The 22317-nt window shown below is 63.1% G+C and carries 21 protein-coding genes and 1 riboswitch; of the genes, 10 read left to right on the forward strand and 11 right to left on the reverse strand.

Translation table 11 applies throughout. The annotated features are described in order from the left end of the window. Window positions 1-3 precede the first annotated feature (3 nt). The 7 genes from J9789_RS11215 to J9789_RS11245 all read right to left on the reverse strand — a co-directional run bounded on the left by J9789_RS11215 (window position 4) and on the right by J9789_RS11245 (window position 7411). Window positions 4-828: an ABC transporter permease gene (locus J9789_RS11215; RefSeq protein WP_209345389.1), complete on the reverse strand. Its 825-nt coding sequence runs from the start codon at window positions 826-828 to the stop codon at window positions 4-6. Further along, entirely contained in the window at window positions 825-1802 is a 978-nt protein-coding gene (locus J9789_RS11220) for an ABC transporter permease (RefSeq protein WP_209345515.1), read from the reverse strand. Before J9789_RS11220 ends, J9789_RS11215 begins: the two co-directional genes overlap by 4 nt. A 41-nt stretch (window positions 1803-1843) precedes the next feature. Further along, window positions 1844-3418 (reverse strand): ABC transporter substrate-binding protein, encoded by a 1575-nt coding sequence (locus J9789_RS11225; protein ID WP_209345391.1) that lies wholly within the window; start codon window positions 3416-3418, stop codon window positions 1844-1846. A 16-nt stretch (window positions 3419-3434) separates the two neighbouring features. Next, complete coding sequence (gene larC / locus J9789_RS11230) at window positions 3435-4805, reverse strand: nickel pincer cofactor biosynthesis protein LarC (RefSeq protein WP_209345393.1); 1371 nt, start codon at window positions 4803-4805, stop codon at window positions 3435-3437. Continuing rightward, on the reverse strand, window positions 4802-5560 hold the full coding sequence (larB, locus tag J9789_RS11235; protein ID WP_209345395.1) for a nickel pincer cofactor biosynthesis protein LarB: 759 nt from the start codon (window positions 5558-5560) through the stop codon (window positions 4802-4804). Before larB ends, larC begins: the two co-directional genes overlap by 4 nt. 4 nt (window positions 5561-5564) lie before the next feature. Then, on the reverse strand, window positions 5565-6308 hold the full coding sequence (gene larE, locus J9789_RS11240; RefSeq protein WP_209345397.1) for an ATP-dependent sacrificial sulfur transferase LarE: 744 nt from the start codon (window positions 6306-6308) through the stop codon (window positions 5565-5567). Window positions 6309-6526: 218 nt separating this feature from the next. Further along, window positions 6527-7411 (reverse strand): LysR family transcriptional regulator, encoded by an 885-nt coding sequence (locus J9789_RS11245; protein WP_209345400.1) that lies wholly within the window; start codon window positions 7409-7411, stop codon window positions 6527-6529. A 127-nt stretch (window positions 7412-7538) separates the two neighbouring features. On the opposite strand from J9789_RS11245, the gene J9789_RS11250 reads away from it, so the two are divergent. The 9 genes from J9789_RS11250 (at window position 7539) to J9789_RS11290 (ending at window position 18928) form a co-directional block, all read left to right on the forward strand. Beyond that, window positions 7539-10109: an FAD-dependent oxidoreductase gene (locus tag J9789_RS11250; RefSeq protein ID WP_209345402.1), complete on the forward strand. Its 2571-nt coding sequence runs from the start codon at window positions 7539-7541 to the stop codon at window positions 10107-10109. Window positions 10110-10371: 262 nt separating this feature from the next. Then, complete coding sequence (locus J9789_RS11255; RefSeq protein ID WP_209345404.1) at window positions 10372-10941, forward strand: glycerol-3-phosphate responsive antiterminator; 570 nt, start codon at window positions 10372-10374, stop codon at window positions 10939-10941. A gap of 108 nt (window positions 10942-11049) precedes the next feature. Next, window positions 11050-12474 carry an NAD(P)/FAD-dependent oxidoreductase gene (locus tag J9789_RS11260; protein ID WP_209345405.1) on the forward strand — a complete coding sequence of 475 codons (1425 nt, stop codon included), beginning with the start codon at window positions 11050-11052 and terminating at the stop codon, window positions 12472-12474. Window positions 12475-12478: 4 nt separating this feature from the next. Then, a complete protein-coding gene (locus tag J9789_RS11265; protein ID WP_209345407.1) occupies window positions 12479-13738 on the forward strand; it encodes an FAD-dependent oxidoreductase in 1260 nt (419 codons plus the stop codon). Then, window positions 13735-14079, forward strand: coding sequence for a DUF1667 domain-containing protein (locus tag J9789_RS11270; RefSeq protein WP_209345409.1), 345 nt, complete (start codon window positions 13735-13737; stop codon window positions 14077-14079). Before J9789_RS11265 ends, J9789_RS11270 begins: the two co-directional genes overlap by 4 nt. A gap of 41 nt (window positions 14080-14120) precedes the next feature. Further along, complete coding sequence (gene glpK, locus J9789_RS11275; protein ID WP_209345411.1) at window positions 14121-15605, forward strand: glycerol kinase GlpK; 1485 nt, start codon at window positions 14121-14123, stop codon at window positions 15603-15605. Between the two features lie 111 nt (window positions 15606-15716). Further along, window positions 15717-15910, forward strand: a riboswitch (cobalamin riboswitch). A gap of 148 nt (window positions 15911-16058) precedes the next feature. Beyond that, on the forward strand, window positions 16059-17090 hold the full coding sequence (locus J9789_RS11280; protein WP_209345413.1) for an ABC transporter substrate-binding protein: 1032 nt from the start codon (window positions 16059-16061) through the stop codon (window positions 17088-17090). A 6-nt stretch (window positions 17091-17096) separates the two neighbouring features. After that, the gene (locus J9789_RS11285; RefSeq protein ID WP_209345415.1) at window positions 17097-18164 is read left to right on the forward strand and encodes an iron ABC transporter permease; all 1068 of its coding nucleotides are present in this window, start codon (window positions 17097-17099) and stop codon (window positions 18162-18164) included. After that, window positions 18164-18928, forward strand: coding sequence for an ABC transporter ATP-binding protein (locus J9789_RS11290; protein ID WP_209345418.1), 765 nt, complete (start codon window positions 18164-18166; stop codon window positions 18926-18928). The genes J9789_RS11285 and J9789_RS11290 overlap by 1 nt, the downstream gene beginning before the upstream one ends. Before the next feature lie 45 nt (window positions 18929-18973). Here the strand turns inward: J9789_RS11290 and J9789_RS11295 are convergent, their stop codons facing one another. Both J9789_RS11295 and J9789_RS11300 read right to left on the reverse strand, forming a co-directional pair. Beyond that, on the reverse strand, window positions 18974-19759 hold the full coding sequence (locus tag J9789_RS11295; RefSeq protein WP_209345420.1) for a ZIP family metal transporter: 786 nt from the start codon (window positions 19757-19759) through the stop codon (window positions 18974-18976). 119 nt (window positions 19760-19878) lie between these two features. After that, window positions 19879-20310: a MarR family transcriptional regulator gene (locus J9789_RS11300; RefSeq protein WP_209345421.1), complete on the reverse strand. Its 432-nt coding sequence runs from the start codon at window positions 20308-20310 to the stop codon at window positions 19879-19881. Window positions 20311-20608: 298 nt separating this feature from the next. On the opposite strand from J9789_RS11300, the gene J9789_RS11305 reads away from it, so the two are divergent. After that, window positions 20609-21073 carry a DUF2798 domain-containing protein gene (locus tag J9789_RS11305; protein WP_209345424.1) on the forward strand — a complete coding sequence of 155 codons (465 nt, stop codon included), beginning with the start codon at window positions 20609-20611 and terminating at the stop codon, window positions 21071-21073. Window positions 21074-21115: 42 nt separating this feature from the next. On the opposite strand, the gene J9789_RS11310 is transcribed toward J9789_RS11305, so the two are convergent. Then, entirely contained in the window at window positions 21116-21508 is a 393-nt protein-coding gene (locus tag J9789_RS11310) for a DUF5655 domain-containing protein (protein WP_209345426.1), read from the reverse strand. 25 nt (window positions 21509-21533) lie between these two features. Beyond that, the gene (locus J9789_RS11315; protein ID WP_209345428.1) at window positions 21534-22289 is read right to left on the reverse strand and encodes an EFR1 family ferrodoxin; all 756 of its coding nucleotides are present in this window, start codon (window positions 22287-22289) and stop codon (window positions 21534-21536) included. Between the last annotated feature and the right edge of the window lie 28 nt (window positions 22290-22317).

Consider the following 22317-nt stretch of genomic DNA (forward strand, 5'->3'; position numbering starts at 1 on the left):
TCCTTATGCATGTACGCTGGCCGGGTCCAGCAGCTTCCGCAGCTGCTCCCCGATGGCGGCAAACAGAACCACGATGAGCACCAGGCTCAGGCCGGGGAACACCGCCAGCCACCACTTGCCGGTGGTGAGGTAGCTCATGCTCTCCGACAAAATCACGCCGATGGCAGGCTGCTCCGGCGACAGGCCGAAGCCCAGGAAGGTGACGCTGGCCTCGTGGAGAATGGCGTGGGGGAACTGAAGCACCAGCCCGGTGAGGAACTGGGGCAGCAGATGGGGCAGCATGTGCCGCCGGGCAATGGTCAGCCGGGACACGCCCAGCTTTTCCGCCGTGCGGACGTACACCGCTCCCCGCAGCTGGAGCACCTCCCCCCGGATGACCCGGGCCAGGGAGGGCCAGTGGCTGAGGGCTACACCGGCCACCACGCCCACAAAGCCCTTGCCGAAGGCCAGGGAGATAAGCATGACCAGCAGGATATGGGGGATGCCCATGACCAGGTCGATGCACCAGGAGATCACCGCATCCACCCAGCCACCCAGGACGGCGGAGGCCACACCCAGCACCAGGGCAATGACGGCACTGACGGCGGCAGTCAAGAGACCGATGCGGATGCTGAGGGACAGGCCGGTGAGGGTGCGGGAGAGCATATCCCGGCCCATCCAGTCGGTGCCGAAGAGGAACTGGCCGCAGGGGGCCAGGTTCTTGCGGGTGAAATCGGTTACCATGGCCTGCCCGCTGAGCAGGCCGCCGGCCACCGCCACGGCGCACAGCACCAGGGCGGCGGCAATCAGCAGAAAGAGGGCGTTTTTCCGCCCGTTCCAGTGTCTCATTTCCGGGCTACCCCCCTTCTGATCTTGGGGTCCACCACGCCGTAGAGCAAATCGGCGATCAGGTTGCCGCCGAACACGATGGCGGCACTCACCACCGTGATGCCCAGCAGCAGGGGCAGGTCGGAGCCCAGGCCGGCATTGACGGCGGCCTGGCCCAGGCCGGGATAGGAGAACACCTGCTCCACCAGCACCGAACCGCCGAAGATCTCGCTGATGGAGGCAAATTGCAGGGTGATGGCGGGCAGGGCCACATTGCGCAGACCGTGGCGCAGGACGATGGACCGGGTGGATTCCCCTCTGGCCTTGGCAAAGAGCACATAGTCGCTCTCCATAATGTCCGCCATCTTCTCCCGGGTGTGCATGGCGATGTTGGCCACGCCGGTGATGCTGAGGGTGAGGGCGGGCAGGAAGGCGTGGTAGAGCCGGTCGGCCAGGGTGACGCTGGCGGCGTCCGCCCCGATGGGCACCGACAGGCCGATGGGGAACAGCCCCAGCCACACCGAGAAGACCACCAGCAGCACCAGGGCCAGCCAGAAGGCGGGGGTGCTGGAGATGAGCCAGCAGTAGCCCCGGATGATCTTATCCACCGGCTTGCCCCGGTTGGCACCGGCAAGGACACCCAGGGTCAAACCCAGCACGCCGGAGATCACCCAGGCAAAGGCCATGAGCCACAGGGAATTCTGGAGCCGCTGGCCAATAACCTGGCTCACCGGCTGACGGTAGAGCAGGGAGGTGCCCATGTCCCCCCGGACAAAGTCCCCAAGCCAGCCCAGATACCGCTCCACCGGCGGGGTGTTGGCCCCCCAGTAATCCTCCAGCTTGGCGATCTGCTCCTGGCTCATGGTGCCCAGAGCGGCCTGGCCCACGTTGGTCTGCAGGGGGTCCAGCGGCGAGGCCGACATGAGCAGAAAAGCGGCCAGACTGACCCCCAGCAGCAGCAGGGCCATCCGGATCAATTTTTTGCCCGTGAACATCAGGCGGTGCTTCAAGGGAACTCCTTCTTTCCGGTGGAATATCAGTTCCAGCTCCACTGGTCCACGTTATTGACGATGGACCAGCCGTGGCCGTGGGGGTGGATCTTCTGCTCGGCCACCTGGAGGCCGTCCCGTACCCAGTACAGGTGGCTCACGTTTACCAGCCACACCCAGGGGATTTCCCCATCCTGAGTAACGCCGGTGGTACCGTCCCACTGGGCCTTCTGCCACAGCTCATAGGACTCCTCCAAATCGGAGCACTGGAGGGCCTGATCCATATAAGCATCCACAGTGGGGTTGGAATAGGGGGAATACTGGGCGGTGCCGGTGTCCCCGATGGTGTGATAGATGTTGTACAGCTCCATGGGGGTGTGGGCGCCCCAACCCCAGATAAGGGGCTCGGTCTGAGCCCGGTCATAGGCGATGTCCCAGCCCACGCCCTCCATGGTACAGGAGATGCCCAGCTCGCCCAGCTGGTTGGCAAAATCGGCACACAGGGCCTGCCGCACCGAGTCGCTGGTGGGATAGAGCAGGTTGAGGGTGGCCTTTACGCCGTCCTTCTCCCGGACGCCGTCGGCTCCCATGGTCCAGCCCGCCTCATCCAGCAGGGCGGCGGCTCCCTCGGGATCGTACTCCACTTCGGAGGTAGGATTGTACCAGGGCATCTGATCGCACACGCTGTAGGCGGGGGTACCGTAGCCGTTGAGCACGTTGTCGATCATCTCCTGCCGGTCGATGCCGATGTTGATGGCCCGGCGCACCAGCACGTCGCCGGTAAGGGTGCCCTCGATCACCGGCAGATTGAAGCCCCGGTTATCCACACTGTCGTAGGCAGCAAGTGCATAACCGGCGGGGCTCTGGTCGGAATAGGTGGCGGAGGTATAGGCCAGATCCACCTGGCCCGCCTGCACCGCCAGGAAGGCGGCGTCCTCCTCCATAAAGAGGATGGTCACTTGCTTCATTTTGGGGGCCTCGCCGTAGTAGTCCGGGTTGGCCTCCAGGATCACCTGCTGGCCCTTGTCCCACTGCTTCAGGATGTATCGGCCGGAGCCGATGGGGTTGGCGCCGTAGGTGGCGGGATCATAGGCGTGCTCGGGCACGATGCCTACGATAGCCATGGTGTAGGGCCAGATGGAGAAGGGGGTGGCCATGTGGAACACCACGGTGGTGTCGTCCACCGCCTCGGCATTGTCCAGCATGGTGAAGTCGTTCACCGAGCTGGAGGCCTTGACGGTATTATAGGTAAAGGCCACATCGGAGGCGGTCAGGGGCTCCCCGTCGGTGAACTTCACATCATCCCGGATCTTGACCGTCCAGGTCAGGCCGTCGTCGCTGACCTGGACATCGGTAGCCAGGTCGTAGCCGATGGTCAGGTCGGTGTTGGTGACGGTGAGCGTAGACTGGATCAGGGGCTCATGGACGTGCTCTCCGGCCCCCCAGCCATAGGCGGGGTCAAAACCGGCCTCCGGCTCGGAGGTGGTGCCCATAGCGATGACCACGCTGTCTTTGCTGCCGGTCTGAGGCGTGGTGGTGGCATCCGTGTTTCCGCCGCCGCAGCCTGCCAGCATACCGGCAGTCAGTGCCAGGCACAGAATCAGAGTCAGAATGCGTTTCATAGATGGCTCCTTTCCGTTACAGGCTCTTGTTCACTTCGTCCAGCACCGCCGACAGGGGCAGCCCGTTGGCACGGGCCAGGGCAGCCACGTCCTCATACTCGGGCTTTACGTGGCAGACGCCGAAGCCCTCCGCCGTCTTGACCCGGACGGTTCCCCAAGGGGTGTCCACACTTTTGCTGCCGGGGGTGAGGAAATACTTCTCACACCGGCGCACCCGCAAGCCGTTGGTGGTGGTATGGCGCAGGATGGCCGGGGCCAGCTCTTTCTCCTTCCCCGCCTCGCACAGCACGGTAAGCACATGGCCGGGGCGGCCCTTCTTCATGGTGCCGGGGATGGTATAGACGTCCAGAGCACCCGCCGCCAGCAGCTGCTCGGCGGCGAAGGCCAGGGCCTCGCCAGTCATATCGTCGATGTTGCACACCAGCTCTACGATCTCGCCGTTGCCGCCCTCCTGGCTCTCGCCCCAGAAGGCCCGGACGCAGTTGGCCTGCTCAAACTGGCGGGTGCCCACGCCGTAGCCCACTTTTTCCACATTGAGCACCGGCATGGAGCCGAAGGACTGAGCAAAGTGGGCCAGCAGCGCCGCCCCGGTGGGGGTGCACAGCTCGCCGCGGATCTCTCCGCCGTAGGTGGGCACGCCGGAGAGCAGGGCTGCGGTGGCAGGAGCGGGCACCGGCATGATGCCGTGGGCGCAGCGAACGGTGCCGCTGCCCACATGGATGGGGGACACCACGATCCGGTCGGGCTTGAGCAGATAGAGGGCGTAGCACACACCGGCCACGTCGGCCACCGCATCCAGCGCCCCCACCTCATGGTAGTGGACCTCCCCCACGGGGCAGCCGTGGGCCTTGGCCTCCGCCTGAGCAATGGCGTCATACACCGCCTTGGCGTGGGTCTTGACCTCCTCCGGCAGGGGCAGATGGTCGATCAGGTGGGCGATGTGGCCGGGGGTAGCGTGGTGATGGTGGTGATGCTCGTGGTCATGCTCATGAGGATGGTCGTGGTCATGGTGATGGTCATGTTCATGGTCGTGATGATGCTCGTGGTCGTGGCAATGATCATGATCGTGGGGATGGTCATGATGGTGATCGTGGGGATCATGGTCATGTTCGTGCTCATGATGGTGGTCATGCTCGTGGTCGTGATGGTGCTCGTGCGCATAGTGATGGAGGTGTTCGTCCTCCTCTTCTCCGTGGACAGTGACCTTCATGTGGGTACCGCGGATGCCGCTGGTAACAGCGGAGGCGGCCTCCACCTGCACGCCGGGCAGGCCCAGGCTGTTCATGGTGCTCAGGAAGCCCTCCTTGTCCTCCAGCAGCTCGTACAGGGCGGACATGAGCATATCGCCCGCGGCCCCCATATTACATTCAAGATATAAAGTCTTCATTTTAACCCCTCCATCTGATTGATTATGCTGGCCAGATAGCCTGCACCGAAGCCGTTGTCGATATTGACTACGCTGCACCCGGAAGCGCAGGAGTTGAGCATAGCCAGCAGGGCGGACAGGCCGCCGAAGCTGGCGCCGTAGCCCACGCTGGTGGGTACCGCCACCACCGGGCAGTCCACCAGACCGCCCACCACGGAGGCCAGGGCCCCCTCCATGCCGGCCACCGCGATGACGCACCGGGCGCTCATCATGGCATCCAGGTTGGACAGCAGCCGGTGAAGCCCCGCCACACCCACGTCGTACAGCCGGGTGACCTTGTTGCCCATCACCTCGGCGGTGAGGGCGGCCTCCTCCGCCACCGGCATGTCGCTGGTGCCGCCGGTGGCCACCACGATATGGCCCAGCTCCGGACGGGGACCGGGGAAGGCAATGCCCAGCTTGGGGATGGGCCGGTAATCCAGGGGGACCGACTTCTCCACGATGCGGGCGGCCTCCTCCCCCATGCGGGTGATGAGGATATTTTTACATCCCCGCTCGCCCATGGCGGCAGCAATCCCGGCGATCTGCTCCGGGGTCTTGCCCGCCCCGTAGATCACCTCCGCCGCACCCTGGCGGACCGAGCGGTGAAAATCCACCTTGGCATAGCCCAGATCCTCAAAGGGCTGGGTCTTCAGCTCCAGCAGGGCGTCCTCCGGGCTGGTCTTTCCCGCCTGGACCGCCCGCAGCAGCTCCAGGATATCATGCTTGTTGTCCATATGCTTACCTCCCCTTCAGATCCAGCAGTACAGCGGAGAAATCCGCCTTCAGTGCCTTCGTAATGGTATCATGCAGCTGAACGGCCTTCTCCATCTGCTCCGCCGGCAGCTGAATGCGGGCGGCGTCCCCCAGCAGCCGCACCCGGAAATCGGTGAAGCCCAGCCGGAAGAGGGCATCCTCTCCCCGCTCCACCTTCTCCAGGGCCTCCCGGGTGATGGCGGTGCCGGTGGGCACCCGGGTGGCCAGGCAGGCGTAGGCAGGCTTGTCCCAGGTGAACAGTCCAGCCGCTTTGGACATCCGCCGCACTTCGTCCTTGGTGATGCCGCACTCCCGCAGGGGGGAGCGGACCTCCAGCTCCCGGAGGGCCTGCATGCCCGGCCGGTCCCCGGCGTCGTCCGAGGCGTTGGTGCCGTCCAGCAGCACGGTGTAGCCATCCTCCGCCGCCCGCTTCCACAAGGTGGTAAACAGGGCCCGCTTGCAGTAGTAGCACCGCCGGGGCCCGTTGGCCGCCGCCTCGGATACACTAAGCACATCGGCCTCCACCACCGTCATGGGCACCGCCAGCTCCTCCGCCAACCTTTTGGCGTCGGCCAGCTCAAAGGCGGGCTGAAAGACGGTGTTCACGTAGTAGGCATGCACATCACAGCCGTAGGTCTTGGCCGCCCACAGCAGCAGGGCGGAATCGGTACCGCCGGAAAAGGCCAGCGCCGCCCGGGGGACTTCCTTAAAAGACTGTTCCAGCGTCATATTCGCGCTCCTTTGCAAAAAAAGAAGGTATCCGATCCCCCTTCAGGGGAACAGATACCTTCCTGGTATAATTCCATCGTTTCAAAAGATGCACTGGGCTTTTGATGCGTGTGCCGCAGCTCTGGCCGGGCGCTCCGGCTTCCTGCCGGAAGTTTGGTCGCAATTCCCAATGCTCATTTACTTTACCATAAGTTTCCCTTTTCTGCAAGTTCGTTCTCTCATCCGCCTTCAAGTTCCAGGTCTTCCGGCGCCAGGTCTCCCAGCACCTCCCGCACCAGGCTGAACACCCGGGTCCCCTTCAGATACACCAGACTGAACTCCCGTGCCTCGTCCAGGCAGTCCAGATGGAAAAAGGCCAGCTCCGACTGGCCCTCCGCCACCGGCTCATAGGCAAAGGTCACGCCGTCCCCATCGGCCACAAACCGGGTGATCAGCGAAAACTGGTTGGCGCAGATCACCCGGGAAAAGAGGTCCAGGGAGTAGCCCCGCTCGGCCAGGACGTTTTCCAGAATGCCCCGGGTCCCCGATCCCTCCTCCCGCACCACCAGACACTGTCCTGCCAACTCCTCCAGGGAGACGGTGCGTCCGGCAAAGGGGTGGTCCTTCCGGCACAGCCCCACAAACCGAGCCCGCCGGAACAGGCGGCTGCCGAACTTGCTTCGGTCAAAGGCCCCCTCAATCAGGGCAAAATCCAGCTGTTCATGCTCCAGCTGACTGAGCAGCACGGCGGTGTTATCTACCGTAATTTTTAGGCTGTCTGCCGACTGGCGGATGTACCGGCTCAAAGCGTCAGCCACCACAAATTCCCCGATGGTCTTGGTGGCCCCCACCCGGATCTCCCGGGCGGCAGGCCCCGCCAGTTCCTGCTGGAGCCGCTGCTCATTATAAAGGGCGGTACGGGCATACTCTGCCACCCGATGGGCCTGCGGGGTGGCGGAGAGCCGCCGGCCATCGTATACAAACAGCTTGCAGCCGTATTTCTCCTCCAGTCCCCGGATCTGCTGACTGACCGCCGGCTGACTGAGGCAGAGCTGCTCCCCCGTCTTCCGGTAGTTCATGGTCTCATACAGCGTCAGAAAGGTCCGGATGCGATAGTCCACCATCCCGGTCACCCCCCATAAATATTTTCGATCAACCAATAACTTTTAAAAACTTTCCTTTATTATAGCGGGGTGCTATACTGATTACAAGTGCGACTAAAATTCTATGAGTAAGGATGGGGAATTTAGCATGCGTATTTTGGTCATTGGCGGCGTAGCCGCCGGTACAAAAGCTGCGGCCAAGATCAAGCGTGAGGACCGCAGTGTGGAAGTCAAGATCCTCAACAAGGGAACCGACATCTCCTATGCCGGCTGCGGCCTGCCCTACTATGTGGGCGGCGCCATTGCCAGCCGGGAGGAGCTCATCGTCAACACCCCCCAGAAATATGCCGGCCTCACCGGCGCTGAGGTGGTCACCGGCTGCGAGGTCACCAAGGTGGACCCCTCCGCCAAGACGGTGTCCGGCCTGCTCAATGGCCAGAGCTTTACCGAAAGCTACGACAAGCTGATCATCGCCACCGGCGCAGCGCCTGTGGTGCCCGACATGCCCGGCAAGGATCTGCCCGGCGTGTTTCCCATGCGCACCCCCGACGACGCGGTGGGCCTGCGCAACTACGTGGAGTCCCACAACTGCCGCCGGGCGGTGGTGGCCGGCGCCGGCTTCATCGGCCTGGAGATCGCCGAGAACCTGCTCTCCAAGGGTCTGGACGTCACTGTGGTGGACTTTGCCAACCAGATCATGCCCAACGTCTTTGATCCCGAGATGGCCGACTTTGCCCGCCGGAAGCTGAAGGAAGCGGGTGTCCGCATCATCACCGGTCAGCGCATCCAGTCGGTCTCCGGCACCGACAAGGCCACCGGCATCGTTACCGACCTCACCTCCATCCCCGCCGACGTGGTGGTGCTGGCCATCGGCGTGCGCCCCGCCACCGGCTTCCTGGCGGACACCGGCCTGGAGCTCTTCAAGGGCGCCGTGGTGGTGGACCGGGAGATGCGCACCAACCTGCCCGACATCTACGCCGCCGGCGACTGCGCCATGGTGCGCAACGCCATCACCGGCAAGAACCAGTGGTCCGCCATGGGCTCCACCGCCAACCTGTCTGCCCGCGCCCTGGCTCAGACCATCACCGGCACCCCCACCCCCTACGGCGGCTGCCTGGGCACCGGTGTGGTCAAGCTGCTGCCCCACCTCAACGCCGGCCGCACCGGCTTTACCGAAGTCCAGGCCCGGGCCGAGGGCTTTGACCCCATCAGCGTGGTGTGCGTCAGCGACGACAAGGCCCACTACTACCCCGACGCCTCCATCTTCATCACCAAGCTCATCGCCGACCGCAATACCCGCAAGCTGCTGGGCATCCAGGTCATGGGCGGCGGCGCGGTGGACAAGATGGTGGACGTGGCGGCGGTCGGCCTGTACGCCGGCCTGACCATCGACGCCTACGACACCATGGATCTGGCCTACGCGCCTCCCTTCTCCACCGCCATCCACCCCTTTGTCCAGGCCTGCAACATCCTGGAGAACAAGCTCTCCGGCAAGCTGGACAGCTTCACGCCCATGGAGTACGCCGCCGGCGAGGCCAAGGACTACAAGGTCATCGACGCCCAGCCCGCTCCCGCCATCCCCGGCGCCCAGTGGGTGGACCTGGCTAAGGTGGACGGTCCCCTGGAGGACATCGGCAAGGACGAGAAGCTGCTGCTGGTGTGTGCCCGCGGCAAGCGGGGCTACTTCCTCCAGAACCGTCTGAAGTATTACGGCTATACCAACGTCAAGGTCCTGGAGGGCGGCGTTACCTTCAATCAGGTGAAGGTGCCTCAACTCTCCGGCTCCAGCCTGCTCCCCACGGAGGTCAAGCGCCTGAAGGGCCTGGGCTGCCTGTGGGATAAGCGCACCCCCGACTGCTTCAACGTCCGTGTCATCACCCGCAACGGCAAGCTCACCGCCGCCGAGCACACCGCCGTGGCCGAGGCCGCCGAGAAGTTCGGCTCCGGCGAGGTCACCATGACCACCCGTCTGACCATGGAGATCCAGGGCGTGCCCTATGAGAATGTGGAGCCCCTGATCCAGTTCCTCCACAGCGCCGGTCTGGACGTGGGCGGCACCGGCTCCAAGGTACGTCCCGTGGTGTCCTGTAAGGGTACCACCTGCCAGTACGGCCTGTGCGATACCTTTGCCCTCAGCGAGAAGCTCCACGAGCTGTTCTATATCGGCTACCACGACGTCTCCCTCCCCCACAAGTTCAAGATCGCCGTGGGCGGCTGCCCCAACAACTGCGTCAAGCCCGACCTGAACGACCTGGGCATCGTGGGCCAGCGTCTGCCTGAGCCCGACCTGACTAAGTGCAAGGGCTGCAAGGTGTGCCAGATCGAGAAGGCCTGTCCCATCCACGCCGTGACCATGAAGGACGGCAAGGCTATCATTGATCCCGAGGCCTGCAACCACTGCGGCCGCTGCCTGGAGAAGTGCCCCTTCGGCGCCTTCACCGAGAGCACCTACGGCTACAAGGTCTACCTGGGCGGCCGCTGGGGCAAAAAGGTTGCCGCCGGCAAGCCTCTGTCCAAGATCTTCACCAGCGAGGAGGAGGTCATCGCCCTGATAGAGAAGGCCATTCTCTTCTTCCGGGACGAGGGCCAGACCGGCGAGCGCTTTGCCGACACCATTGCCCGCCTGGGCTTCGACTACGTGGAGGATAAGCTGCTCCACGGCACCATCGACAAGCAGACCATCATGAACAAGACCGTGATCGGCGGCGCCAGCTGCTGATTTTCCTCCCTGCGGAGCGGCTGCCACTGGACGGCGCTCCGCAGGGATTTTATTTTGTTAAAGTCCTCTAAATTAGCTTCTCTCTTTTTGTCTCCCCTGCTGAAATATCAGTTTTCCAGTGGAGTGGCTTGCTTTTCCCATTCCGGCCTGCTATGATGATACTGTCCTCTGTGCAAGAGTATGAGAGTGCGCAAGGCAACCCCCGCGGTTGCTTTGCGCTTTTTTATTCCCCGCTCCCGGGATAGGAAGGGAGGTGCCCACCATGAATTGCGCAACTCTGCTGGAGCTGCTGGCCGACGAGCCGGTGATCGCCGCCGTCAAAGATGACGCCGGACTGGAGGCCGCCCTGAAAAGCGACGTATCCCTGCTCTTTCTGCTCTACGGCGACATTCTGACCATCGACAGCATGGTGGCCAAGGTCCACAGTGCCGGGAAGAAGGCCTTCGTCCACTTGGACCTGGTGGACGGCCTGTCCGCCCGGGAGGTGGCCGCCGACTTCATTGCCAGTCACACCGCCGCCGACGGCGTGATCTCCACCAAGCCCGCCCTCACCCGTCGGGCCCGGGAACTGGGGCTGGTGGCCATCCAGCGGGTGTTTCTGCTAGACTCCATGGCTCTGAAAAATGTGGACCGCCACTTCTCACAGGAGTCCGCCGACCTGGTGGAGGTGCTGCCCGGCCTGATGCCCAAGATCATCCGCCGCCTGTGCCAGTCCACCGGCAAGCCCATCATCGCCGGAGGCCTGATCTCCGACAAGGAGGACGTGACCGGAGCCCTGAGTGCCGGCGCGGTGGCGGTCTCCTCCACCAATCCCGCCGTCTGGGATATGTAAAACTGCATACGCCGTTTCCAGAGAATGAGAGTGAAACAAAGCGGCCCCATTGGGGAGGCTTTGTTTTGCTCTTTTTTTCTTCCCCACTCTCAGTCAGGAGGTCCTGTTATGTATGACGTTCTCATCATTGGCTGCGGCATCACCGGCGCAGCAGCCGCCTTCCAGCTCTCCCGCTACCAGCTGAAAATCGCTGTGCTGGAGCGGGAAAACGACGTGGCCGACGGCACCACCAAGGCCAACTCCGCCATTCTTCACGCCGGTTATGACCCGGAGCCCGGCACCCTGATGGCCAGGCTCAACGTGCGGGGCGCTGAGCTGGCTAAGGAGCTGTGTGCCAAACTGGATGTCCCCTATCGGCCCTGCGGCTCCCTGGTGCTGGCCTTCTCTCCGGAGGATGACGCCACCCTCCACACCCTATTCCAGCGGGGACAGGCCAACGGCGTGCCCCAGCTCCGTCTGCTTACCGGGGACGAGGCCAGAGCCATGGACCCCAACCTGTCCGACCGGGTGACCTCAGCCCTCTACGCCCCCACCGCCGCCATCTGCTCCCCCTGGGAGTACTGTCTGGCCCTGGCGGAGACCGCCGTGGTCAACGGCGCGGAGCTCCACCTGGACACCGCCGTTACCGGGCTGGAGGCCACGGAAGAGGGCTGGCTGGTACACACCAGCAAGGGCGACTTCCGCAGCCGGTACGTGATCAACGCCGCCGGCGTCTGGGCCCAGGCCGTCCATGAGATGGCCGCGCCCCCCACCTTTACCATCCACCCCTCCCGTGGCCAGTACTTCCTGCTGGACAAGAGCGAGGGGAACCGGGTAGGCCACGTGATCTTCCAGTGCCCCGGCCCCAACGGCAAGGGCGTCCTGGTGTCCCCCACCGTCCACGGCAACCTGATCGTGGGGCCCGACGCCACCCCGGTGGAGGGGGACGACGTGTCCACCACCGCCGACGGGCTGGCCTTTGTGCGGGAGACCGCCCAAAAGTCGGTGCCATCAGTGAACTTCCGGGAGTCCATCCGCAACTTTGCCGGGGTGCGCTCCTCCACAGACCGGGGAGACTTCATCATCGAGCTGGCCGCCCCCCACTTCCTGGACCTGGCGGGCATCTGCTCCCCCGGCCTCACCGCCGCACCTGCCATTGCCGAGTACGCGGCGGAACTGCTGGCCGATGACGGGCTGGCCCTGACGGAAAAAGAGAACTTTATCTGCCACCGCCGCCGCACCCGGTTCCACAACCTGTCCCCGGCTGAAAAGGCCAAACTGGTGGAGCAGGACCCCGCCTACGGCCGGGTGATCTGCCGCTGTGAGACGGTGACCGAGGGCGAAATTCTGGAGGCCCTCCGCAGCCCCATTCCGCCTCGCTCAGTGGACGGAGTCAAACGTCGGGTGGGCGCCGGCATGGGCCGCTGCCAGGGCGGCTTCTGCGGCCCCCGGGTAGTGGAAATTCTGTCCCGGGAGCTGGGCGTGACCCCCGACCACATCGTCCAGGACAAGGCGGGCAGCTGGCTTCTGGCTAGCCAGACGAAGGGAGGCTGAAACCATGTATGATCTGATTGTCATCGGCGGCGGCCCCGCGGGGCTGGCAGCCGCCTGCACCGCCTGGGAAAAGGGCGTAAAGCGCATCCTCATCGTGGAGCGTGACAAGGAACTGGGCGGCATTCTCAACCAGTGCATCCACAACGGCTTCGGCCTCCACTACTTCAAGGAGGAGCTCACCGGCCCCGAGTACGCCGGGCGGTTCATCCGCATGCTGAAGGACACCGGAGTGGAGGTCCGGCTGGACACCATGGTGCTCACCGTCACCCCCGACCGACAGGTCCACATGGTGGGCAAGGATACCGGCTACCGCATCGAGGAGGCCAAGGCCATCATCCTGGCCATGGGCTGCCGGGAGCGGACCCGGGGCGCCATCGCCATCCCCGGCCAGCGGCCCGCCGGCGTGTTTACCGCCGGTGCCGCTCAGCGGTATGTCAACATGGAGGGCTGGCTGCCCGGCCGCCGGGTAGTCATCCTGGGCAGCGGCGACATCGGCCTCATCATGGCCCGCCGCATGACCCTGGAGGGAGCCGAAGTGCTGGCCTGCGTGGAGGTCATGCCCTACTCCGGCGGCCTGAACCGCAACATCGTCCAGTGTCTCCACGACTACGACATCCCCCTCTATCTCTCCCACACCGTCACCGACATCCGCGGACGGGATCGGGTGGAGCAGGTGGTGGTCTCCCAGGTGGATGAACGCCGTCAGCCCATCCCCGGCACCGAGATGGTGTTTGACTGCGACACCCTGCTGCTCTCTGTGGGGCTGATCCCGGAGAACGAGCTGACCCGCCAGGCGGGCATCACCATTGATCCCCGCACCAACGGCGCGGTGGTCTACGAAAACATGGAGACCTCCATGCCCGGCGTCTTTGCCTGCGGCAACGTGGCCCACGTCCACGATCTGGTGGACTTCGTCACCGCCGAGAGTCAGCGGGCCGGAGCGGCCGCCGCCGATTACGTACTGGGCACGGCAATGTCCGAGGGCCCGGTGCTGGAGATCAAGAACGGCGACGGCGTCACCTACACCGTTCCCCAGCACATCCGCCCCCACTGGGTGGACCGGCGGTGCGACCTCTTCTTCCGGGTCAACCGCATCTGTAAGGACAGTCAGATCCGGGTCACCTCGGGGGACACTCTCATCGCCCAGTTCCCCCGGGAGCATCTGGCCCCCGGCGAAATGGAGCACATCGTTCTCCCCCGTGCCCTGCTGGACAAGGCGTCGGAGACCATCACCGTATCCATCCAGGAGGTGGAGTCCAAATGAAGGAACTGATCTGCATCGTCTGCCCCAAGGGCTGCCATCTGAACGTGGACGAAACTCAGAATTACGCAGTCACCGGAAATAGCTGTCCACGGGGCGAAGAATATGGTAGAATAGAGCTGACCCATCCTACGCGGGTGGTTACCTCCACCGTTCGCTGCACCGGCGGCGCTCATCCACGCTGCCCGGTGAAGACCAGCGCCCCCATCCCCAAGGCGCTGATCCCGCAGGCCGTCCGCTGTCTGGACGGTGTGGAGCTGACTGCCCCCATCCATACGGGCGACATCGTCGTATCCAACATCTGCAATACCGGTATTTCCTTTGTAGCCACACGAGATCTTTGACCGCGGCCACGCTGCGGCACCCATTTGGGAGGTATTATTTGATGGAAAAGTACATTCTCTCCCTGGATCAGGGTACTACAAGCTCCCGTGCCATTCTCTTTGATACGGAGCAGAATATCATCGGCATCAGTCAGAAGGAATTTACGCAGATCTATCCCCGTGAGGGCTGGGTGGAGCACGACGCCATGGAGATCTGGTCCTCCCAGTACGCGGTGATGATGGAGGTCATCGCCCAGTCGGGCATTGACCCCGCCGACATCGCCGCCATCGGCATCACGAACCAGCGCGAGACCACCATTCTGTGGGACAAGGCCACCGGCCGTCCCATCTGCAACGCCATCGTGTGGCAGTGCCGCCGCACCGCCGGCATCGTGGACGAACTCATCGCCCAAGGTCTGGAGGAGCACATCCGCAAGACCACCGGTCTGATCCCCGACGCCTATTTCTCCGGCACCAAGATCAAATGGATCCTGGACCATGTGGAGGGAGCCCGGGAGAAGGCCGCCCGGGGCGAGATCCTCTTCGGCACCGTGGACACCTGGCTGCTGTGGAAGCTGACCGGCGGCGCGGTCCACGTCACCGACGCCACCAACGCCTCCCGCACCATGCTCTACGACATCCACAAGCTGTGCTGGGACGACACCCTGCTGAAGGCCCTGGACATCCCCAAGGCCATGCTGCCCGAGGTGCGTTCCTCCAGCGAAATTTACGGCTACACCGAGATCCAGGGCGTCAAGGTGCCCATCGCCGGCATCGCCGGCGACCAGCAGGCCGCCCTCTTCGGCCAGACCTGCTTTGAGCCCGGCGACGCCAAGAACACCTACGGCACCGGCTGCTTCCTGCTGATGAACACCGGCTCTGTCCCCTGTGAGAGCCACAACGGCCTCATCACCACCATCGCCGTGGGCCGGGAGGGCTCCGTGCAGTACGCCCTGGAGGGCTCCGTCTTCGTGGGCGGCGCGGTGATCCAGTGGCTGCGGGACGAGATGCGCTTCTTCACTGAGAGCCGGGACGCCGAGTATTACGCCCAAAAAGTGCCCGACAACGGCGGCGTCTACCTGGTGCCCGCCTTCACCGGCCTGGGCGCCCCCTACTGGGACATGTACGCCCGAGGCGTGCTGGTGGGCCTGACCCGCGGCACCCGCCGGGAGCACATCATCCGTGCCGCCCAGGAATCTATCGCCTATCAGGTGGCCGATCTGGTCCACGCCATGGAGTCGGACACCGGCGTGCCTCTCACCCAGCTGAAGGCCGACGGCGGCGCCAGCCGGGATCTGTTCCTAATGCAGTTCCAGGCCGACATCATCGACCGTGAGGTGCGCCGCCCCGCCATCCGGGAGACCACCGCTCTGGGCGCCGCCTATCTGGCCGGTCTGGCCACCAAGGTGTGGCAGAACACCGACGAGATCCGCCAGCTTTGGATGTGCGACACCACTTTCGCCCCCCGCATGGAAGCTGCCGAGCGGGAGCGCCTGATGGCCGGTTGGCATAAAGCCGTGGGCCGCAGCCGGGATTGGAGCCGCTGACGCCCATAACCCTCCCCTCCTGAGCGCGGGCGGGGGCCCTTCGTGGTCCCCGCCCGCAATCCTGTCATTGACAAACGGCTCAGCTGCCGTTACAATGGTTAGGCAAATGCAACTGAATACAACCTGCCAAGTGCCCAGCTGACGCTGGGGTAAAAGGGAATCGGGTGTAAGTCCCGAGCGATCCGGTCACTGTAAGCGGGGAGCAAGCCGCAAATTGCCATTGCCGCGCAGCCAATGCGTGGTGAGAAGGCGCGGCGCGCACCGATCCGCAAGCCAGGAAACCTGCTTGGTCTGGAATTGGATGGGTATCTTCCGCAGAAAGTGTCCTGTCCGAAGCGATGGGCACGCCATACCCATCGTTTTGGAAGTCTGCTTTTTTCGGAAAGCAGGCTTTTTTCTGTTCCGCTGCGGTGGTACATCATAAGACCGAACCAACGGAAAGGAGTATGTATCATGAATCTTGGCAAGAAAACCCTGGGGGGCCTGCTGGCCCTGTCTCTGGCCCTCTCCCTGCCGGCCTGTTCCTCCGGCGGACCGGCTGCCGCCCCCACGCCCTCCCCCTCTCCGTCTGCCGCCGCAGGCAGCGACCACTACCCAGTGACCATCACCAACTACGACTACGCCGGCAATCCGGTGGAGTACACCTACGACAAGGCCCCGGAGCGGGTGCTGGCGGTATATCAGGGCTCCATTGAAACCATGATCGCCCTGGGGCTGGAGGACCATGTGCTGGCCTCCTACGGCCTGGACAATGAGGTCAAGGAGGAGTGGAAGTCGGGCTTTGCGCAGATGAACTATGACGATTCCGTCTTTGCCCCCGACAAGGAGACTGTCACCCTGCTGGAACCCGACATGATCCTCTCCTGGGGCTCCTACTTCGGAGAGAAGACCCTGGGGGGCGTGCACCAGTGGAATGAGAAGGGCGTGGGGACCTATATGAACTCCAACACCGTCCCCGGCGGCACCCGCACCCTGGAAAACGAGTACACCGATATCCTCAACATCGGCAAGATCTTTGACGTGGAGGACAAGGCCCAGGCGCTGGTGGACCAGATGAAGAGCCAAGTGGAGAGCACTCTGGCAGCGGTCCAGGACCAGGACCCGGTGCGGGTGGCGGTACTGGAGCCCACCAGCAGCGGCATCACCAACTACGGCGCCGACACCCTGGCCGGCGACATGGTGACCGCCTTGGGCGGCCAGCTGGCCAAGCCCAACGGCGGCGAAATGGGCAAGGAGGATCTGATAGCCTGCGACCCCGACGTCATCTTTGTGGTCTACATGGCCTATTCCGGAGACGACCCTGAGACCGTCAAGGCCAGCCAGCTGGCCCAGATCCAGGACGATCCCGCCTTTGCCAGCCTGAAGGCGGTGCAGAACGGTAACATCCACCTGATCATGCTGGGCGATATGTACGCCAGCGGCCCCCGCACCATTGACGGGCTCAAGAGCCTGGCCGCCGGCATGTACCCCAACCTGGAGCTGTAAGACGATATGGAAGGAACTTCTCCCGTCCGCCGCTTTCCGGTGTGGGCCATGGCCCTGCCGGTCCTGCTGGGCCTGCTCCTTCTCTCCCTGCTGGCGGCGGTCAGCTTCGGCACCATGTCCATTCCCATCGGCGACGTCTACCACGTCATTCTCCATGAGCTCTTCGGCGTAGGAGACCCCCAGGTGTGGGGGAAGGGCGGCGTCCACGACGTGGTGTGGCTCATCCGCCTGCCCCGCCTGCTGCTGGCCCTGGGGGTGGGCATGGGCCTGTCGGTGTGCGGCGTGGTGATGCAGGCCATCGTCAAAAATCCCCTGGCCGACCCCTATGTGCTGGGCGTCTCCTCCGGCGCCTATCTGGGAGCCACCGCGGCGGTGATGCTGGGGGGAGGTGCCTTTCTGGCGGGCAGCGCCATGGGTGTGATGGGCTGCATCGGCGCCTTTGCGGTTTCCCTGGGGGTGATGGTCCTGGCCAATCTGGGAGGCCGGGCCAACTCGGTGAAGCTGCTGCTGGCCGGTACCGCCCTCAGCACCATCTGCTCCGCCTTTTCCAGTTTCCTTATCTTTATCCGCAACGACGACCACGCATCTGCCGCCATTGTCAAGTGGTCCATGGGCGGCCTGGCCGGAGCGGACTACGCCAGTGACATGGTCATTCTGCTGGTCATGATAGGCGGCACTCTCTTCCTCTGGAGCCAGTACCGCAACCTGAATCTGATGCTGCTGGGGGATGAGGCCGCCGTCACCCTGGGCACCGATCTGCACAAATGGCGGCTGCTCTATCTGCTGGTGGCCTCCCTGCTGGTGGGCTTCTCGGTCTACAAGGCGGGTATGATCGGCTTTGTGGGCCTGGTGATTCCCCACGTGCTGCGAATGCTGGTGGGCACCGACCACAAAAAGCTCATTCCCCTCTCTGCCCTGCTGGGCGCCATCTTCCTGATTTGGGCGGACGTGCTTTGCCGCACCGTGCTGCCGGGCAATGAGCTGCCCATCGGCATCCTCACCTCCATGGTGGGCGCGCCGGTCTTTCTCTATCTCATGGTGCGGAAAACCTATGGCTTTGGAGGAAACGACTGATGGAACTGCGAACCGAGGACATCCGGGCCATCTTGGGAGGCATCCCCATCCTCAAGGGGGTCTCCATCCAGGCCGGTCAGCGGGAGCTGGTGGGGATCATTGGCCCCAACGGCAGCGGAAAATCCACCCTGCTCAAATGCATATACCGGGTACTCAAACCCTCCGGCGGGGCCGTCTTCCTGGATGGGAAGGAACTGGACACATACTCCCACAAGCAATCCGCCCGGCAGGTAGCTGTGGTGGCCCAGCACAACCACTACTCCTTTGATTTCACCGTCCACGATGTGGTGATGATGGGCCGGGCGCCCCACAAGCGGGCCCTGGAGCGGGACAACGCCCGAGACTACCAGTTGGTGGCTCAGGCCCTGGAGACAGTGGGTATGTCCGCCTTTGCCCACCGCTCCTTCTCCACCCTGTCCGGCGGGGAGCAGCAGCGGGTGATTTTGGCCCGCGCCCTGGCCCAGGACACCCCCTGTCTCATCCTGGACGAGCCCACCAACCACCTGGACATCAAGTTCCAGCTCCAGCTGATGAACCTGGTCAAGGGGCTGGACCGCACGGTGATCGCCGCCATCCACGACCTGAACATCGCGTCCATGTACTGTGACCGGCTCTATGTACTGAAGAGTGGGCAGGTGGTGGCCGCCGGAACTCCCCGCCAGGTACTCACCCCCGCCCTTATCCGCCAGATCTACGAGGTGGATGCCCAGGTCTTCACCGATTCTGACGGGCAGATGCACATTCTCTATCGCCCCGGGCCATAAAAATGCCCACGTTTCCTCTCTCAGGAAACGCGGGTGTTTTTTATCTTAGCCCAGCGCCACATCCAGCGCCATCATAATGGTAAAGCCCAGGGAAAAAGTGAGGGTACCCACATTGGAGTGGCGGCCCACCGACATCTCGGGGATCAGTTCCTCCACCACCACGTAGAGCATAGCTCCCGCCGCAAAGCTGAGCAGATAAGGCAGCACCGGCACCACCAGCCCGGCACCCAACACCGTGAGGGCCGCTGCTACCGGCTCCACTGCGCCGGAGAACACGCCCCACAGCAGGGCCTTGCGCCGGCTCACCCCCTCCGCCCGCAGGGGCAGGGAGATGATGGCGCCCTCCGGGAAGTTCTGAAGGGCAATGCCCACGGCAAGCACCAGAGCGCCGCTGACGGTGATTCCCGCGTCCCCCGCCAGATATCCGGCAAAGACCGCACCTACCGCCATTCCCTCCGGGATGTTGTGGATGGTCACCGCCAAAACCAGCTTGGTGGTTCTGGAGAGTTTGCTGCCCGGTCCCTCTGCCTCGTCGCTGCCCAGGTGCAGATGGGGCACCACATGGTCCAGCAGCAGAAGAAACAAAACGCCGCCCCAAAAGCCCAGCACCGCCGGCAGGAAGGCCCACTTTCCCATGTAGGCCGCCTGGTCCATGGCGGGCAGCAGCAAACTCCAGACCGAGGCCGCCACCATGACGCCAGCGGCAAAGCCCGTCAGGCCGCGCTGCACCTGGTCATTTAACGTCCGGCGGGCAGGCAAAACACAGGCCGCCCCCAGGGAGGTCCCCAAAAAGGGAATCAGCAATCCGATTGCGGTCAGCCAAAGTGTCATCGTCCTTACCTCCTTACAGAAATTAGCATAAACTAACCCTTATCTAAACTTATGTATTCCTATATTATCATGGGGGTATAGGTTTGTCAATGGCACCTTGGTTTGCCACATTCCGCATGTTATTGCAAGCCCTCCATATCCGCCATGGAGGCACAGATCTGATACAGGCTGTCCATCAATTGGGCACGCTGCTCCTCACTCAGACCGGCCAGCACGGTCTCCGCCTGGCGCTCCAGCGTCCGGCGCACCTCCCGCTGCTTCTCCCAGCCCTGCTCCGTCAGATAGACATGGAGGGAGCGCCGGTTGCCCTGCTCCTTGCAGCGGCGGATCAGGCCCTTCTCCTCCATACGGTTGAGCAGGCCGGTGAGGGTGGCAGGATCGATCTGGCAGCCGGCGGCAATGCTCTTCTGCACGCTGCCGTCATGCAGCCCCAGATAGTCCAGAACCTTGGGCTGCCCCGCCGTCAGACCGGACCCGTTCAGTTCCGCCATAACGCCCCGCTGGAAAAGGGCCTGCGCCGCCATCAGAAGGTAGTGGAAGCTGTAATCCATACCAAAACACCTCGTATATTGGACCGCCGCCAATAATTTGTATACAAACAGTTTAGCACCCGGAGCCCCACCTGTCAACGGCTCTTTTCTTTCTCGGTCCGTCCAAATTTCCATCTTTTTATTTGGAAGATTTTTGTGCGCTGTGCCTGCAAAAAAATACTTACGAGGGCGAAAAAATCCTGCTACAATACCAATATGGATGGCAGTCGCAGTGAAGGAAAGTAGCGAGACGGACGTTTCGCTGCTTTCTTTTTTTGCTTTTGCCCCTCATTTTGTGTTGGAAAGGAGTCCCCCGCAAATGCCCAAAACCAAGCTGCAAAACGTCATTTTCACCATTATCATGGCCGTCATTATGGTCTATGGCATGATTGTGTACAACGTCGCCCTCAATACCGGCGGCGTCTCCAATGCCACCTTCCTGCTGGCCCTCCACGAACTGCCCATTATGGCCCCCATCGCCTTCCTTCTGGAGTTCTTCGTGGTAGAGCGTCTAGCCACCCGCCTGGCATTTTCCTTTATGCGGTCCACCGACCGCCCCCAGTTCATCACCTACGCCATCTCCACCATGATCGTGTGCATCATGTGCCCCACCATGAGCCTCATTGCCACCCTGCTCTTCAAGGAGCCCAGCTTCGGCACCTGGGTCCACACCTTCGGCTGCAACATGCCCATGGCGCTGATCTGGCAGCTGCTCTACTGCGGGCCGCTGGTGCGCCTCATCTTCCGCACCCTATTCCGCCGCCAGCTGGCCGCCGCCAACTAAAAAACGGGCGTACTGCGATGCAGTACGCCCGTTTCCACTTTTTCATTTAATCTGTGCAAAGTCGTAGGCCTCTTTGATCCAGGTAAAGAGCTGCTGGTCCATCTCCTCAACAGAGGACACCACCACATGGTGGGTCCACCGGTTGGGATAGGGCTCCACCGCCACGGCGATCCGCTGGTGGTCCACACGGTGAGCCAGGCCGAAGGTGACCAACAGACAATGCTTGGGCCACTCCTTCTTCCGCCGGACCGGCAGCGAAACGGCAGCAAACAGGTGGCGGCCGTAAAAGCTGATCTGGCTCTTCTGCACCTTGACCGACGCCTCTGGCACCACCGCCGACATCCGGGCGAACAGGGCCTCATAGAGCGTAAGCTCCTCCGGATGGCCCTCAAAATAGCGGAGCATATCGTCCTCATAGTAGTCCGGCAGTTTCATGTTTTCCCCTCCTCTGCCGCAGCCGTTATGCCTGCTCATCCGGGCACTGATAGCGGGGCTTTCCCCGGCTGGCCCTGCCGTACTCAATGGCCTGGGCCGGACAGCCGCAGATGCAGGCCATGCAGTGGGTACACTGCTTGCCCCACACCGGTCTGCCGCCCTCCATCCGGATATTGCCCAGCGGGCAGTCCTTCTGGCACTTGCCGCAGGAGATACAGGCATCCGACACGGTAAATGCCTTCGCCTTCACCAGGAAGCGATAGAACAGGGTATTGACCGGGCCCGACTTCAACTTATCCACAAATCCGGCCTTATGGTGGGGAAACTCCTGTCCCGCTCGGATCAGGGCGGCTCCTCGCTCCAGCGTGGGTCTGGCCGCGGCCACAATCTGCGCTGCCTCTTCCGGGCCCGGCACGGAAAACATGGCAACATAGTTTTCAGGCATCACCACCGGCAGCGTGCCCCGGTCATGCAGCCCCTTCTCCTGGCACAGCTTCCGGTTATAGGCGGACGCGTTGCCGATATCTTCGCCGCAGGTCATGACAAAATACGCATCCCGGCTGCCGGAAAAGCTGCTGCTCCGGATCATGGACTCAAATACCCGGGGCAGCTGCCAGCCGTAGGTGGGCGCCACAAAGACCCAGGGCTTCCCGGAGACAAATTCACCGGCGATCCCCTCCCGGATCAGATGAAAGACATCCCTGCATTCGTCGTCCAGCAGCCGGGCCAGCATGTGAGCGCAGTATCGGCTGTTTCCCGTCCCGGAAAAAAATAGGATCATGGCCGGTTCCCCTTCCCTGCATTCCTTG

The sequence above is a fragment of the Flavonifractor sp. AGMB03687 genome (genome assembly GCF_017811815.1).
GTDB lineage: Bacteria > Bacillota > Clostridia > Oscillospirales > Oscillospiraceae > Flavonifractor.